General features: G+C 63.8%; 15 protein-coding genes. 7 read left to right on the top strand and 8 right to left on the bottom strand.

Annotated features, from left to right (window positions below):
* Positions 1 to 62: 62 nt before the first annotated feature.
* The 3 genes from ACU5AZ_RS08425 (at position 63) to ACU5AZ_RS08415 (ending at position 3,339) form a co-directional block, all read left to right on the top strand.
* Positions 63 to 560, top strand: coding sequence for a cupin domain-containing protein (locus ACU5AZ_RS08425; protein WP_446825551.1), 498 nt, complete (start codon positions 63 to 65; stop codon positions 558 to 560).
* 97 nt (positions 561 to 657) lie between these two features.
* Positions 658 to 1,605 (top strand): glutathione synthase, encoded by a 948-nt coding sequence (gene gshB, locus ACU5AZ_RS08420; RefSeq protein WP_446825550.1) that lies wholly within the window; start codon positions 658 to 660, stop codon positions 1,603 to 1,605.
* A gap of 201 nt (positions 1,606 to 1,806) precedes the next feature.
* Complete coding sequence (locus ACU5AZ_RS08415; RefSeq protein ID WP_446825549.1) at positions 1,807 to 3,339, top strand: YifB family Mg chelatase-like AAA ATPase; 1,533 nt, start codon at positions 1,807 to 1,809, stop codon at positions 3,337 to 3,339.
* A 41-nt stretch (positions 3,340 to 3,380) separates the two neighbouring features.
* On the opposite strand, the gene ACU5AZ_RS08410 is transcribed toward ACU5AZ_RS08415, so the two are convergent.
* The gene (locus ACU5AZ_RS08410; protein ID WP_446825956.1) at positions 3,381 to 3,779 is read right to left on the bottom strand and encodes a VOC family protein; all 399 of its coding nucleotides are present in this window, start codon (positions 3,777 to 3,779) and stop codon (positions 3,381 to 3,383) included.
* Between the two features lie 82 nt (positions 3,780 to 3,861).
* Entirely contained in the window at positions 3,862 to 4,830 is a 969-nt protein-coding gene (gene cysK / locus ACU5AZ_RS08405) for a cysteine synthase A (protein WP_446825548.1), read from the bottom strand.
* A 229-nt stretch (positions 4,831 to 5,059) separates the two neighbouring features.
* On the opposite strand from cysK, the gene ACU5AZ_RS08400 reads away from it, so the two are divergent.
* Positions 5,060 to 5,692 carry a LysE family translocator gene (locus ACU5AZ_RS08400; protein WP_446825547.1) on the top strand — a complete coding sequence of 211 codons (633 nt, stop codon included), beginning with the start codon at positions 5,060 to 5,062 and terminating at the stop codon, positions 5,690 to 5,692.
* 4 nt (positions 5,693 to 5,696) lie between these two features.
* On the opposite strand, the gene ACU5AZ_RS08395 is transcribed toward ACU5AZ_RS08400, so the two are convergent.
* The 5 genes from ACU5AZ_RS08395 to dut form a co-directional block, all read right to left on the bottom strand.
* Positions 5,697 to 6,314 carry a LysE family translocator gene (locus tag ACU5AZ_RS08395; RefSeq protein ID WP_446825546.1) on the bottom strand — a complete coding sequence of 206 codons (618 nt, stop codon included), beginning with the start codon at positions 6,312 to 6,314 and terminating at the stop codon, positions 5,697 to 5,699.
* Positions 6,315 to 6,412: 98 nt separating this feature from the next.
* The gene (locus ACU5AZ_RS08390) at positions 6,413 to 6,913 is read right to left on the bottom strand and encodes an SRPBCC domain-containing protein (protein ID WP_446825545.1); all 501 of its coding nucleotides are present in this window, start codon (positions 6,911 to 6,913) and stop codon (positions 6,413 to 6,415) included.
* Between the two features lie 14 nt (positions 6,914 to 6,927).
* A complete protein-coding gene (locus tag ACU5AZ_RS08385; RefSeq protein WP_446825544.1) occupies positions 6,928 to 7,257 on the bottom strand; it encodes an ArsR/SmtB family transcription factor in 330 nt (109 codons plus the stop codon).
* 96 nt (positions 7,258 to 7,353) lie between these two features.
* On the bottom strand, positions 7,354 to 8,250 hold the full coding sequence (locus ACU5AZ_RS08380; RefSeq protein WP_446825543.1) for a GNAT family N-acetyltransferase: 897 nt from the start codon (positions 8,248 to 8,250) through the stop codon (positions 7,354 to 7,356).
* Positions 8,247 to 8,720, bottom strand: coding sequence for a dUTP diphosphatase (dut, locus tag ACU5AZ_RS08375; RefSeq protein ID WP_446825542.1), 474 nt, complete (start codon positions 8,718 to 8,720; stop codon positions 8,247 to 8,249). Before dut ends, ACU5AZ_RS08380 begins: the two co-directional genes overlap by 4 nt.
* A 124-nt stretch (positions 8,721 to 8,844) precedes the next feature.
* Between dut and ACU5AZ_RS08370 the strand changes: the two genes are divergently transcribed.
* Together ACU5AZ_RS08370 and ACU5AZ_RS08365 are read left to right on the top strand one after the other, a co-directional pair.
* A complete protein-coding gene (locus ACU5AZ_RS08370) occupies positions 8,845 to 10,428 on the top strand; it encodes a peptide chain release factor 3 (protein ID WP_446825541.1) in 1,584 nt (527 codons plus the stop codon).
* A gap of 300 nt (positions 10,429 to 10,728) precedes the next feature.
* Positions 10,729 to 11,778 carry a methyl-accepting chemotaxis protein gene (locus ACU5AZ_RS08365; RefSeq protein WP_446825540.1) on the top strand — a complete coding sequence of 350 codons (1,050 nt, stop codon included), beginning with the start codon at positions 10,729 to 10,731 and terminating at the stop codon, positions 11,776 to 11,778.
* Positions 11,779 to 11,791: 13 nt separating this feature from the next.
* Here the strand turns inward: ACU5AZ_RS08365 and ACU5AZ_RS08360 are convergent, their stop codons facing one another.
* A complete protein-coding gene (locus ACU5AZ_RS08360) occupies positions 11,792 to 13,150 on the bottom strand; it encodes an Nramp family divalent metal transporter (RefSeq protein ID WP_446825539.1) in 1,359 nt (452 codons plus the stop codon).
* 230 nt (positions 13,151 to 13,380) lie between these two features.
* Here ACU5AZ_RS08360 and mntR point away from each other — a divergent pair, with 230 nt between their 5' ends.
* On the top strand, positions 13,381 to 13,830 hold the full coding sequence (gene mntR, locus ACU5AZ_RS08355) for a manganese-binding transcriptional regulator MntR (protein WP_446825538.1): 450 nt from the start codon (positions 13,381 to 13,383) through the stop codon (positions 13,828 to 13,830).
* Positions 13,831 to 14,184 lie beyond the last annotated feature (354 nt).

Raw genomic sequence — 14,184 nt, 5'->3', positions numbered from 1 at the left:
AACCGGGACGAAACCCCCTGCATGCTAGGCCTTTTCGGCACAAACAGCATGTGGGGGATACCATGCCTTTGAAATTCATTGCCGCCGCCGTCGTTCTGGCGATCAAGGTACGCAACCGCTCGAACGAGTCGGCGCGAAGCCCTGTCGTCGCGAGCGGGCTCGACGCATTCGAGATGAAGCCGGCGCCCATCAATCCGGACTGGATCATCGAGGGAAATCCGGAAGCGCGTTGCGGCTTCCAGCCCGAGTCGGAAAATCGTGCCGTCATGACCGCCGTGTGGGATTGCACCGCCGGCACGTTCCGATGGAACTTCAGCTGGGAAGAGACCGTCCTGATCCTCGAAGGGGAAGTCGAGGTCACGGCTGAAGACGGAACTGTCACCGTCTTGCGCCAGGGTGATGTCGGCTATTTCGCCAGTGGTACCTGGGCGACCTGGCGGGTCGAAAACTATGTCAGGAAGGTCGCGGTCCTGCCCAAGCCACGCTCGATGCTCATTGCGGCCATGACGCGGCTCGCAAGCCCGCGGGCGTCTCGCGCCAGCGCGCAATGGGCTGCCTGATCAGGCAGCCTCCCGACCGCAAATCGCAGCTTGCGGCCCGTTGCCATTCGGGCCGCCTCACCCTAAATGAGGATGGCCTTTCAAACGGGGAGTTCTCATGGCGGCGATCAAGAATGTAGCGGTCCAGATGGATCATGTGTCCGGCATCAACATCGCCGGTGATTCCACCTTCGCCATGAGCCTTGAAGCGCAATCGCGCGGCTACAAGCTTTTCCATTACACGCCGAACAAGCTGAGTCTCCGCGACGGCAAGGTCTATGCGACCGTCGAGCCGATGGAACTGCGCGACGTCAAGGGCGACCATTTCACGCTCGGCGCGCCGGAGCGCGTCGATCTGTCGACCATGGACGTCGTCCTGCTGCGCCAGGATCCGCCTTTCGACATGGCCTACATCACCTCGACGCATCTCTTGGAACGTATCCACCCGAAGACGCTGGTCGTCAACGATCCGGCATGGGTGCGCAATTCGCCGGAGAAGATCTTCGTCACCGAATTCGCCGACCTGATGCCGCAGACGCTGATCACCCGCGATTTCGCCGAGATCGCCCGCTTCCGCGACGAGATGGGCGACATCATCTTGAAGCCGCTCTACGGCAATGGTGGCGCCGGTGTCTTCCACTCCTCGCGCGACGATCGCAACTTCACCTCGCTTCTCGAAATGTTCGACCAGATGTTCCGCGAGCCCTTCATCGCCCAGCAGTATCTGCCGGCCGTCCGCAAGGGCGACAAGCGCATCATCCTCGTCGACGGGGAGTTCGCCGGCGCAATCAACCGCGTTCCCGCCGAAACAGACAGCCGCTCCAACATGCATGTCGGCGGCCGGGCAGAGGCGACCGAACTGACGGCGCGCGAGAAGGAAATCTGCGAGCGCATCGGCCCGTCGCTGAAGGAACGCGGCTTCCTCCTCGTCGGCATCGACGTCATCGGCGACTACATGACCGAGATCAACGTGACGTCCCCGACCGGCATCCGCGAGGTGAAGAAGTTCGGCGGCGCCGACATCGCCTCGCTTCTCTGGGATGCGATCGAGCGCAAACGGACCTGATCGCGGGTTCCTTGAACCGCAGTGGACCCCACCTGTTCTCGGGCTGCAACCTGGTGCAACCGTCAGGCTATCCTTGCGTGTGTTTGTTCCGTTAATGTTCTTGTCTTGTCCGATCTGATATGCAACACTGCCTCCGGTAGCTCATGAAGAGCCCGGCAGGCGATGGTTGTGCCTGCCGCTTCCATGATGGAGGGGACAGGCATGGTCGCTCGCGTCAGTACGGTTGCATTCCAGGGCATCGAGGGCGTGCCCGTCGATGTTCAGGTCATGGTCGCCCCCGGCAAGGTGGGCATCCAGATCGTCGGCCTGCCGGACAAGGCGGTGGCCGAAAGCCGGGAACGGGTGCAGGCTGCTTTGCATGCCTCCGGCCTGTCGCTGCCGGGCAAGCGCGTCACGGTCAATCTGGCGCCGGCGGACCTGCCGAAGGAAGGCTCCCACTTCGACCTGCCGATTGCGCTCGGATTGATGGCGGCGCTTGGCGCCATTCCGGCGGATGCGCTCGGCGGCTATGTGGTGCTCGGCGAACTCAATCTCGACGGTACGATTGCCGCTGTCGCCGGTGCGCTGCCGGCCGCGATCGGCGCCAATGCGCTCGGCAAGGGCTTGATCTGCCCGGCCGAAAGCGGCCCGGAGGCCGCCTGGGCCGGCGCCGATATCGACATTCTGGCGCCCCGCAGCCTGATCGCGCTCGCCAATCATTTCCGCGGCACGCAGGTCCTCTCACGTCCGAAGGCGGCGATCCGCGCCAATCCGGCAAACCTGCCGGATCTGGTTGAGATCAAGGGGCAGGAAAGCGCCAAGCGGGCGCTGGAAGTGGCCGCGGCCGGAGGGCATAATCTGCTGATGGTTGGCCCGCCCGGTTCTGGGAAATCGATGCTGGCGTCGCGCCTGCCGTCCATCCTGCCACCGCTGTCGGCCGGCGAACTGCTCGACGTTTCCATGGTCCATTCGATTGCCGGACAGCTCTCCGGCGGCAAGCTCTCCGACCGCCGGCCGTATCGCACGCCGCACCACTCGGCGACCATGGCCGCGCTCGTCGGCGGCGGGTTGAGGGCGAAGCCGGGGGAGGCGTCGCTTGCCCATCACGGCGTTCTCTTTCTCGACGAACTGCCGGAATTCTCGCCGCAGGCGCTTGATGCACTGCGCCAGCCGCTGGAAACCGGCGAATGCATCATCGCCCGCGCCAATCATCGCGTTTCCTATCCGGCCGAGTTCCAGCTCGTCGCCGCCATGAACCCCTGCCGCTGCGGCATGGCCGGCGAGCCGGGGCATTCCTGCGCCCGCGGTCCGCGCTGCGCCGCGGATTATCAGGCCCGCATTTCCGGGCCGCTTCTCGACCGTATCGATATCCGCATCGACGTGCCCGCCGTCTCAGCCATCGATCTCATCCAACCGGTCGCTGCGGAAGCGAGTGCCGATATCGCTAGGCGCGTGGCCCGCGCCCGCGCTTTGCAACGCGACCGCTTTGCCGCGCTCGGCGAGGCGCGGTTGCGCATCAATGCCCGCGCTTCGACCGCTCTCGTCGAAAAGATCGCCAATCCGGATCCCGGTGGCCTGCAGCTCCTGCGCGACGCCGCAGAGAAGATGAAGTTTTCGGCGCGCGGCTATCATCGCGTGCTGAAGGTGGCGCGCACGCTCGCCGATCTCGACGGCGTGGAAACCGTCGGCCGCATTCATCTCGCCGAGGCGATCTCCTATCGCATTGCCGGAGAGAGGCTCACGGCAGCGGCTTGAGACTTATTGGCTCCCACGGTGGGAAATTTTGCCGGGAAGCTTCACGAAGCTCCCTTGAACACCGCTTCGATATGATGGCCGTCCGGATCGACGACGAAGGCGGCATAGTAGGTCGGGCCGTAATGGGGACGAAGGCCGGGAGGACCATTGTCGCGGCCTCCGGCGGCGAGCGCGGCCGCGTGGAAGGATGCGACCGCCTGCCTGCTCGGCGCCGCAATGGCGATATGAAAACCCGGGCCTGGGGGTTGGGCGGAATGCCCAAACTCCTTGAGTGCCAGCTTGTCGCCGCCGCCGGGTTCTCCGTATCCGACGGCCTGATCGCTCTCGCCGGGTCGTATATCGGACCAGACGCGGACATAGCCGAGCGGTGCCAGCGCTGCGTCATAAAATTCGGCGGAACGCTCGATGTCGCCAACGCCGAGGGAGATGTGATGCAACATCATTCGCTGCCTGTCTGGAGAAAATCCGGTTGCCCGGACTTTCTCCTGTTGGGCTTGCCGGCCGTCCGGCGCCCTTTCCGGCTCAGCCGCCGAGCCCGTCGAAGAGAGCCGTCGACAGATAGCGTTCGGCGAAGGACGGGATGATGACGACGATGGTCTTGCCGGCGTTTTCCTCGCGTTGGCCGACCTTGATCGCCGCCGTCAGCGCCGCGCCGGACGAAATGCCGACCGGCAGGCCCTCGAGACGCGCGACTTCGCGGGCAAGCGAGAAGGCTTCGTCATTGGTGACCGTGACGATCTCGTCAAAGACATGCGTGTCGAGGATCGGCGGCGCGAAGCCGGCGCCGATGCCCTGGATCTTGTGCGGACCCGGATTGCCGCCGGAAAGCACCGGGCTGTCGGCCGGCTCGACGGCCACGACCTTGACGCCCGGCTTCTTGGATTTCAGCACCTGGCCGACGCCGGTGATCGTGCCGCCCGTACCGATGCCGGCAACGAAGATGTCGACGGAGCCGTCGGTATCGTTCCAGATTTCCTCGGCCGTCGTCTTGCGGTGGATTTCGGGGTTGGCCGGATTTTCGAACTGCTGCGGGATCACCGCGCCCTCGATCGATGCGGCCAGTTCCTCGGCCTTGGCGATCGCGCCCTTCATGCCCTTCGGGCCCTCGGTCAGCACCAGTTCGGCGCCGAGCAGCGCCAGCATCTTGCGGCGCTCCACCGACATGGTCTCCGGCATGGTGAGGATCAGCTTGTAGCCCTTGGCGGCGGCGGCAAAGGCCAGCGCGATGCCGGTATTGCCGGAGGTCGGTTCGACCAGCGTCGTCTTGCCGGGGGCGATCTTGCCTTCTGCTTCCATGCTCTCGATCATGGCGACGCCGATGCGGTCCTTGACGGAGGAGATCGGGTTGAAGAATTCGAGCTTGGCGAGAAGATTGGCTTTCACGCCCTTGGCCTCGGCCAGCTTGTCGAGGCGCACGATGGGCGTGTCGCCGATCGTGTCGATGATCGAATTGTAGATCCGGCCGCGGCCGGGCTTGCGTGCATCTGCCATGGTGCTCTCCCTTGATTGGTTGTGAGCCAAGATAGGGTGCCGCCGCCGGAATTGCCAGCGACCGTAGAGCCGCCGGAGGTTCAGACGGAGAATGCAATTTCGATTTTCGACCCGCTGCGGGAATGTCGTTTCATGTTCCGGCAAATGCCACGGTGACAAGAAATCCCTTGCCGGCAAAATCGCAATCACGCTTCATTCGGCCATTCAACGCGCCGCAGGAAGACAGCCCATGCCGGATCTCGCCCATATCGCAGGCTTTGCCCTCATTGCGCTCGGCATGGTGATGACGCCGGGTCCGAACATGATCTACCTGATCTCGCGGTCGATCTGTCAGGGGCCCGCCGCGGGGCTGATCTCGCTTGGCGGCGTGGCGCTCGGCTTCGTCTTCTACATGCTCTCGGCCGCCCTCGGCATCACGGTTCTGGTCATGGCGGTGCCGCTCGCCTATGACGCCCTGCGTCTGGCCGGAGCGCTCTATCTTCTCTATCTCGCCTGGAACGCGGTCAGGCCCGGAGGCCATTCGCCCTTCGCCGTCCGGCAGCTGCCGAAGGACAGCCCGAAGAAGCTGTTTCTCATGGGGCTTTTCACCAACCTGCTGAACCCCAAGGCGGCCGTGCTCTACCTTTCCCTGCTGCCACAGTTCATCGACCCGGCAAAAGGTCAGGTCCTGCTGCAGTCTGTGGTCTTCGGCGGCACGCAGATCGCCATCAGTGTCACGGTAAATGCCATCATCGCGATCACGGCCGGGTCGATCGCGCTCTTCCTCGCCCGTCGTCCCTTCTGGGCGAGCGTGCAGCGCTGGCTGATGGCAACGGTCCTGGCGGGGCTTGCCGCCCGCATGGCGCTCGAAGGGCGGCGCTAAGGTCTCAATTCGCCCGAACGGCGATCATCGCCGCGGCCCCGGCAATGAAGCTTGCCGCCACGCGGTTCAGCACCTTGAGCTGCTTCGGCTTTTGCAACAGGCCGCGGGCGCGGGCCGCGAGCAGCACATAGCCGCCAAGCACGAGCGTCAGCACGGTCGCGGTCGCACCGACGAGTTCCAGGAAGCCTGTGGCGTTGACGCTTGAGACATCGATCAGCGTCGGCACCAGCGCGACATAGAACAGCATCGGCTTGGGATTGCCGAGCGTGGTGAAGAGGCCGGAGAAGAGCGGCATCCATATGCCGGTCTTCTTCTCCGCCGTCACCTCTCGCGGCAGGATGCCGGCGGTCCAGATCTTCCACGCCACATAGGCGAGATAGACCGCGCCGAGATACTTGATCACCATGAACGCCGTCGAGAAGGTCTCGGCGATATAGGCGAGCCCGGCAATGACGGCGCTCAGGAACACGAGGTCGCCGAGCATCATGCCGATCGCCATCGGAAAGGTGGCACGAAAGCCCGAGCCGAGCGCGCGGGCGATCAGCGCGGTCACGCCGGGGCCGGGAATGAGCGCGGCCACGAAAAGCGCGCCGGTATATGTGAGCAAAGCTGCGAACGTCATCAAGCACCTTCCATCTGCAGCGAGCGTCATACGCCTGCGTACCCTCGGCGGCAAGCTGCAGGAAAAGTCCTTGCAATGCACGGCCTAGCAGCGCTGCCTCAGTGGCAGTCGTCGATCGTTCGTGTCACCGTTTCGCCGGCAAGATGCATGGCCAGCATGTCCATCTGGGCACCGGTTCCATGCAGCCGCGAGGCCGTCATCTCGCCCATGTCCTGATCGGAGAAATAGGAGGTCGTTTCCGCAAACCGCATCGCCGTCCCACCATCGCGGCCCTCGAACACGATGTCGGCAAGCGAGACCGAATAGAGGGTGCCGTCGATGAAGAGGTCGTAGCTGTAGACGAGGCGGCTCTCCTCCTCGACATGATGGTACTTCGCCTCGAAGCGGGTGACGGTGCCGCTCGGCCAGCGCATTTCCAGCACCTCGCGTCCGCCGGTGCGGCAGTCGAGCACGCGTTCCACTTCCGATCCGTCGGTCGGGCCGGCGAACCACTGCGCTTTCTGGTCCGTCTGCGAGAAGGCGGCGAACACCCTCGCCGGCGACTGGCCGAACATCCTGTCGATGGTGATTGCGCTCATCCTGTCGGAAATCTTGTTCATGGTGTCCGGCCTCCTCAGTCCTGTTTCTTGTCCAGAAATGCTGCAAGATTGTCGAATTGTGCCTGCCAGAAGCGCTCGCGGTCGCTGATCCAGGTCTTCAAAAGTGCCATGCCGGCGGGGTCGATGGCGCAGCGGCGCGTGCGCCCCTCCTTGCTGGTCTTGATCGCTCCGGCCCTTTCCAGAACCTGTACATGCTGCACGATCGCAGCCAGCGACATGCCGAAAGGCTCTGCAAGCTCACTGACGGAGTGCGGCGAAACGCTCAGCCGCTCGATCATGGCAAGCCGCGTCGGATCGGCAAGGGCGGCCATCAGGGTGGTGAGTCTGGGATCATAGTTAAGCATGGACTTGACTATATCGACGACAATTCAAAAGTAAAGTCGAGACTTAACTTTCAGCGTGAAATCGGAAATCCGGTCGCGATTCAGCCGAACTGTGGCTCAGAACTCGGCCAAAGGCGAAAGCATGAAGAATGAGGGCAGGGCGTCTGCCGGCAGACCGGAGATCATCAGGTCGCAATAGCCCTTGTGCGGCACCGCAACGCCATCCCAGTTCAGCCGGTCTGTCGGGAAGAGCACGTCCAGCCGCGTGGCATCGGGATTGAGCGCACCGACGATCCGCTCGACCGGCGGAATGTCATGGCACACGAGATCCAGCAGTTGCAGCGCTCCATCGTCTGAGACTTTCCAGGCCGCGACGCAGTCGAGTTCCTGGACAAAGGTCAGCCGGATTTCATCATCGAAATGGCAGTTAAGGAGAAACATCTCCTTCTGCCGGATCGGTGCAAAGATTTCGGAGACGGGCTGCCGCTGGTCGAGCAGCTTTGCAATGAGCGCGATGTCCTCGCCATTCCCGATGCTCAACGGACGCGCATTTGGGCGTTCCGCGCGCCTGTCCGGCACCGGTCCGGAAAAGCGATGCTGCGGAACGCTCCGGAATCCGTAGGGCGCATAGAGCGACGGCTTGTCCGTCAGCAGTATGCCGATCTCGTGTCCGGTCTCCACCGCCCACCCAAAGGCTCTGCGCATCAGGTCCCGGTACAGGCCCTTGCCGCGAAACTCCGGCCGCACAGCGCCGGATTGATAGCCGGCGGCCTTGACCGCCCGGCCATTGATCATCAGCGGCATGGTGAAGGCGGAGAAGTTCGCCACGCATCGGCCGGCTTCATCGAAATAGCCAAACGGCATGGACGTCGGGTCGGGTCCGCCAAAAGCGTTCTGCAGCGAGATGTCGATCCCGAACGTGTCCTGCAGCAGGTCGCTCAGAGCGGCAAAGGCCGACGGATCGGAGAAATAGTTCTGGCGAAGGACGAGCTCCGCCGGAACATTGGCGTTCATGCGGTCCCCGTCGAGCCGAAGCCGCCTGCGCCGCGGGTGGTCTCTTCCACCGCATGGGTTTCCGCGACGGACACCTGCGTCACCGGCGCAATCACCATCTGGGCGATCCGCATGCCGCGCTCGATCAGGAATTCCTCGTCGCCGAGGTTGACGAGCAGGACCTTCACCTCGCCACGATAGTCGCTGTCGATCGTGCCGGGCGTGTTGAGACAGGTGATGCCATGCTTGAAGGCGAGGCCGGAGCGGGGGCGGACCTGCCCCTCGTAGCCGTCCGGGATTTCGAAGACGAAGCCGGTCGGCACGAGCGCCCGTTTGCCGGGCATCAGCATCAACGGCCGGTCTTCCGGCACGGCTGCGCGCAGGTCCATTCCGGCTGCGCCGGCGGTCTCGTAGGACGGCATGTCGAGCCCTTCGCCGTGCGGCAGGCGAAGAAGCGCGAGGCATGGTCTGGCATGCGGGCGTATGTTCATGGCAGAACCCATTTTCCATTGTGTGCAGGATGCGGGGACTCTCGGGCGAGTCCGCATCCCAGGTCAATTGCATCGCCGGCCATTAGCGGGTATGAGGGCGCCAATTCACAGGATTCTCGAAGACATGGCCGAAAGTTTGAACGAGGCGGTCTCGCGCCGCCGCACCTTTGCGATCATCGCCCACCCGGACGCCGGCAAGACCACGCTCACCGAAAAGCTGCTGCTGTTCGGTGGCGCCATCCAGTTGGCCGGTGAAGTGAAGGCGAAGAAGGACCGCATCCAGACGCGCTCCGACTGGATGAAGATCGAGCGCGAACGTGGCATCTCGGTCGTCACCTCGGTAATGACCTTTGAGTATAACGACCGCATCTTCAACATCCTCGACACGCCTGGTCACGAGGACTTCGCCGACGACACCTACCGCACGCTGACGGCGGTGGACGCCGCCATCATGGTCATCGACGCCGCCAAGGGCATCGAGCCGCGGACGCTGAAGCTGTTCGAAGTCTGCCGCATGCGCGACATCCCGATCATCACCTTCATCAACAAGATGGACCGCGAAAGCCGCGATCCCTTCGAGATCCTGGATGAGGTCGAGGAGAAGCTGGCGCTCGACACCGCCCCGATCACCTGGCCGGTCGGCCGGTCGAAGACCTTTTGCGGCGCCTACCACCTGGCCGACAACGCCTTCCGCGGTTCCGATACCCAGGTCGTCGCCGTCCCGGTCAACGGCCCGCAAAGCGTTGCCGAGCACCTGCCGGAAAACGAGCGCGAGACCTTCATCGAGGAGCTCGAACTCGCCCGCGAGGCCTGCCGTCCCTTCGACCGTACGGCCTTCCTGGAAGGTCATCTGACGCCGGTCTTCTTTGGCTCGGCGCTCCGAAACTTCGGCGTTCGCGACCTGATCAATGCGCTCGGCGAAATCGCGCCGCCGCCGCGCGACCAGGTTGCCGACATCCGTACCGTGCATGCCGCCGAGGACAAGATGACGGCCTTCGTCTTCAAGATCCAGGCGAACATGGACCCCAATCACCGCGACCGCATCGCCTTTGCCCGCATCTGCTCCGGCAAGCTGGAGCGGGGCATGAAGGCGCGCCTGTCGCGCACCGGCAAGCAGATGGGCCTAACGGCGCCGCAATTCTTCTTCGCCTCGCAGCGCCAGCTGGCCGATACCGCCTATGCCGGCGACGTGGTCGGCATTCCGAACCATGGCAGCCTGCGCATCGGTGACACGCTGACCGAAGGCGAGCCGCTGGTCTTCCAGGGCGTGCCGAACTTCGCGCCTGAAATCCTGCGCCGCGTGCGCCTGGAAGACGCGATGAAGGCGAAGAAGCTGAAGGAAGCGCTGCAGCAGATGGCGGAAGAGGGCGTCGTGCAGCTTTTCTCGCCCGAAGACGGTTCGCCCGCCATCGTCGGCGTCGTCGGCGCGCTGCAGCTCGACGTTCTGAAGGAACGCCTTTCGGCCGAATACGGCCTGCCGGTCTCCTTCGAAATGCCGCGCTTTTCCGTCTGCCGCTGGATATCGGCCGACAAGACCCTGGACCTTGAAAAGTTCATTTCCACCCATCGCGGCGACATTGCCCGCGACCTCGACGGCGATCCGGTCTTCCTGGCGCAGGACGGCTTCTCGCTCAGATACGAGAGCGAGCGCTACCCGGATATCCGCATGGTCGCCATCAAGGAATATCACGCAGCCAAGGCCGCCTGATACCGTCAAGCCCCCCTAAACGTCAGCCGCCTCTGCTCATCAAATGGGCAGGGGCGGCTTGCCTTTGTGGCCTGCACACAAATCATGCGGAATTTCGGCCGGCCTTAACCCAAAATAAACCATGCTTCCCTAGGGTTAGGCGCAGGTCCCGAGGCGGCGTTATTTCAATTCCGAATAGGTACTCTCTTTATTGGTCAGCTCCTTTTGAACGGTCATTTTCCGATGAACGCACGCTTGCCTGTGCCTTCCAAATCCCGAGCGGCAAATTCCGCAAGCCGACTGTCCGCAACGCCGCGCAGTATGCGCCTTCTGACGGAATCCATCGGCACCGCGCTTGAGGCCTTCAGTGTCGACAATCTCAAGATCGTCCGGATGATCCGCCTTCTGGCGACCAACGCCATCATCGAGGCGGCCCGTGCCGGCGAGGCCGGCAAGGGCTTTGCGGTCGTCGCCAACGAAGTGCAGCGACTGGCAGAAAGCTCGGCATCGATTGCCGCGGACTTCGAAAACAGGGTGATGCACCGCATCGAGATTTCCCGCGGCATGTCCTCCGATCTCGTCCAGCAGATGGAGGGCAGCCGCCTGATCGACCTGTCGCTCAGCCTCGTGCAGCTGATCGTCCGCAACCTGTTCGAGCGCACCGCCGACGTGCGCTGGTGGGCGACCGATCCGTCGCTCTGGAAGGCGCTCGAAGAACCGAGTGCCGACAGCGCCGCCTATGCCGCCTCGCGGCTCGGCGAAATCAACAAGTTCTACACTGTCTACATCGATCTGGTGATGACCGACCGCAACGGCCGCGTGGTTGCGAGCGCCAATCCGAAATACCGCAAGGGCCTCGAACGCGCCGATCTGTCTGGGCTCGACTGGGTCCGCGCGGCGGCCAAGACCCGCTCGGGCAACGACTACATCGTCGACCAGATGCGGCCGAGCCAGCATCACGACAAGCGCAACGTGCTGGTCTATGCGACCGGTGTGAGGCGCGGCGGCAAGCCCGACGGCGAACTCCTGGGTACGCTCGGCGTCTATTTCGACTGGCAGGAGCAGGGCCAGGCGATCGTCGAGAAGGAGGCGAACCTGCCGCCGGCGGTCGCCGAACGGACATCCGTCCTGCTGCTCGACCAGCACGGCACCATCATCGCCGCCTCGCGCCCCGAGCTTGTCTTTACCCGCTTCATGCTCGACCGCTCCGGCGGCGAGGGCAGCGGCAGCTACTATACCGACGACGGCGCGATCGTCGCCTATGCCAAGACGCTCGGCTACGAGGACTATGACGGCCTTGGCTGGTACGGCGTGATCGTCCAGCGCACCGAAGACGAACAGCGGATCCGCGCCGAGGTCGAGCGCCTCTGAAACGCCGCCGGCCTCAGCCGGTGAACGTGTCGTAGAGCAGCTTGAAGTTCAAAACCAGGATCAGGCCGGCGACCAGCCAGGCGATGAGCGCGACGGGCCGCGGAATGGCGAAGACGCCCATCTTCTTGCGGTCGGTGACGAAGCGCACGAGCGGGATCACCGCAAACGGCAGCTGCATCGACAGGATGACCTGCGACAGGATCAACAGTTCGGCCGTGCCGCGCTCGCCGTAGATGGCGGTGACCGCGATGACCGGGATGATCGCCAGGCCGCGGGTGATCAGCCGGCGCATCCAGCCGGGCAGCCTCAGCCGCAGGAACCCTTCCATGACAATCTGGCCGGCAAGCGTGGCCGTCACCGTCGAGTTCAGGCCCGAGGCGAGCAGGGCGACGGCAAACAGGGTCGAGGCGATGCCGAGCCCGAGGATCGGCGAGAGCAGCTTGTAGGCGTCCTCGATTTCGGCCACTTCCGTGTGGCCCGTCGTATGGAAGGCCGCTGCCGCGATGATCAGGATCGCCGCATTGATGAACAGCGCCATCATCAGGGCGATCGTGCTGTCGATGGTTGCCCACTTGATCGCCTCGCGCTTGCCGGTCTCGGTGCGCTCATAGGCGCGGGTCTGCACGATCGAGGAGTGCAGGTAGAGATTGTGCGGCATGACGGTCGCGCCGATGATGCCGATGGCGATGTAGAGCATGGCCGGATTGGTGACGATCTCGCCGGTCGGCACGAAGCCGCCGAGGACGGCCGCGACCGGCGGTGAAGCGGCAATGATCTGCACCGCGAAACAGACGAAAATCACCGTCAGCAGCGTGATGACGAAGGCTTCGAGGAAGCGGAAGCCCTTCTTCATCAGGAGCAGCAGCAGGAACACGTCGAGCGCGGTGATCAGCGCGCCGGCGATCAGCGGAATGCCGAAGAGCAGGTTGAGCGCGATCGCGGTGCCGATGACTTCCGCGAGATCGCAGGCGATGATCGCAAGCTCGCAGGCAAACCACAGGCCGAAATTGACCGGCGGCGAATAATGGTCGCGACAGGCCTGGGCGAGATCGCGGCCGGTGGCGATGCCGAGCCGGGCCGTCAGCGCCTGCAGGAGGATCGCCATCAGGTTCGACAGCATGATGACGGAGAGCAGCGTGTAGCCGAACTGCGCGCCACCGGCGAGGTCCGTCGCCCAGTTGCCGGGGTCCATGTAGCCGACCGACACCATGTAGCCCGGCCCGGCAAAGGCCAGAAGCTTGCGCAGCCACGATCCGGTCTTCGGCACCGCCACGGAGCTGTGGACTTCCGGCAGGCTCGGGCGCTCGCTGTCTTCCGGCAACGAGAATTGCCAGCCGGTCCTCTGTTCGGCGGTCGTCGGGGCATCGGACATCAGGGGGCCTTTCGCAGATGCAGCATTACCAGTTTCGTGCAATCTGCACCACAGCTTATAATTATGCAATAGGCTATATTTCATATATGAGGGTTCTTGAAATCTCGCGGCGACTCCGGCAAAGGGCACCGGACGGGATGCTCCGGGGATTGCGGCAGGAGCCGCTGTTAAAAATCCAAGCATTTGCTATAACTCTTCAAGGGCACTCGGGATTGGGGCGGAACAGGACCTTGGCGGCGACACGCAAACACATTCAGCGCAGCGAGCCGTTGCCCGACGCGGAGGTGCATTCCGAAGGGTTTCGCCAGACCCGCGAGGCGCGGCGCAACGCGCTGATCGAGGATTATGTCGAGCTGATCGCGGATCTCATCGAGGATGGCAACGAGGCACGCCAGGTCGATATCGCCGCCCGCCTCGGCGTCGCCCAGCCTACGGTCGCCAAGATGCTCGCCCGCCTGACCGCCGAAGGCCTCGTCACCCGCAAGCGCTATCGCGGCGTCTTTCTGACCGAGGCCGGGCTGAAGGTCGCCCAGGAAAGCCGCGAACGCCACCAGACCGTCGTCGCCTTTTTGATCTCGCTCGGTGTGTGCGAGGAAACCGCCCGCATCGACGCCGAGGGCATCGAGCACCATGTCAGCGTCGAAACGCTGGAGGCCTTCCGCAAGGCGATGCGGGGGTAGCGGGGTTGACGCTCCATGTCTTCCCTCATCCTCGGGCTTGTCCCTGGGATCCAGCCGCCGCGCGTCGGCGCGGCGAGAGAACCCGCCTTCCAACAACCCAGCCGTCATCCTTTCCATAGAGTCTCCTGCGCGATGGACATCGCGCCGCTGGATCCCCGGCACAAGGCCGAGGATGAGGGTGGTGGGGATGGCGGCCTCGGTGCCTGCCGTTACCGGTGTCACTGCCGCATTCCTCTTCGCTGCAATCTTCACCACCGTTGATCTCTTCCTTCCGTCATGCCGGACCTGATCCGGCATCCAGCCACCGCGCGTCGGCGCGGTGAGAGATGCGGCGGCGGACGCCTTCCTTGGACA

It is taken from the genome of Rhizobium sp. PAMB 3182 (assembly GCF_052908355.1).
The sequence above is the reverse complement of the archived record's forward strand: the minus strand, read 5'-3'. Positions and strand labels throughout refer to the sequence as shown.

What these genes read in the sequence shown, in the direction of transcription:
- ACU5AZ_RS08395 (WP_446825546.1), bottom strand. Translation starts at nt 6,314, where the DNA reads ATGACGTTCGCAGCTTTGCTCACATATACCGGCGCGCTTTTCGTGGCC.
- ACU5AZ_RS08385 (WP_446825544.1), bottom strand. Translation starts at nt 7,257, where the DNA reads ATGCTTAACTATGATCCCAGACTCACCACCCTGATGGCCGCCCTTGCC.
- ACU5AZ_RS08370 (WP_446825541.1), top strand. Translation starts at nt 8,845, where the DNA reads ATGGCCGAAAGTTTGAACGAGGCGGTCTCGCGCCGCCGCACCTTTGCG.
- ACU5AZ_RS08390 (WP_446825545.1), bottom strand. Translation starts at nt 6,913, where the DNA reads ATGAACAAGATTTCCGACAGGATGAGCGCAATCACCATCGACAGGATG.
- ACU5AZ_RS08400 (WP_446825547.1), top strand. Translation starts at nt 5,060, where the DNA reads ATGCCGGATCTCGCCCATATCGCAGGCTTTGCCCTCATTGCGCTCGGC.
- ACU5AZ_RS08410 (WP_446825956.1), bottom strand. Translation starts at nt 3,779, where the DNA reads ATGTTGCATCACATCTCCCTCGGCGTTGGCGACATCGAGCGTTCCGCC.
- ACU5AZ_RS08415 (WP_446825549.1), top strand. Translation starts at nt 1,807, where the DNA reads ATGGTCGCTCGCGTCAGTACGGTTGCATTCCAGGGCATCGAGGGCGTG.
- gshB (WP_446825550.1), top strand. Translation starts at nt 658, where the DNA reads ATGGCGGCGATCAAGAATGTAGCGGTCCAGATGGATCATGTGTCCGGC.
- dut (WP_446825542.1), bottom strand. Translation starts at nt 8,720, where the DNA reads ATGAACATACGCCCGCATGCCAGACCATGCCTCGCGCTTCTTCGCCTG.
- cysK (WP_446825548.1), bottom strand. Translation starts at nt 4,830, where the DNA reads ATGGCAGATGCACGCAAGCCCGGCCGCGGCCGGATCTACAATTCGATC.
- ACU5AZ_RS08425 (WP_446825551.1), top strand. Translation starts at nt 63, where the DNA reads ATGCCTTTGAAATTCATTGCCGCCGCCGTCGTTCTGGCGATCAAGGTA.
- ACU5AZ_RS08380 (WP_446825543.1), bottom strand. Translation starts at nt 8,250, where the DNA reads ATGAACGCCAATGTTCCGGCGGAGCTCGTCCTTCGCCAGAACTATTTC.
- ACU5AZ_RS08365 (WP_446825540.1), top strand. Translation starts at nt 10,729, where the DNA reads ATGCGCCTTCTGACGGAATCCATCGGCACCGCGCTTGAGGCCTTCAGT.
- ACU5AZ_RS08360 (WP_446825539.1), bottom strand. Translation starts at nt 13,150, where the DNA reads ATGTCCGATGCCCCGACGACCGCCGAACAGAGGACCGGCTGGCAATTC.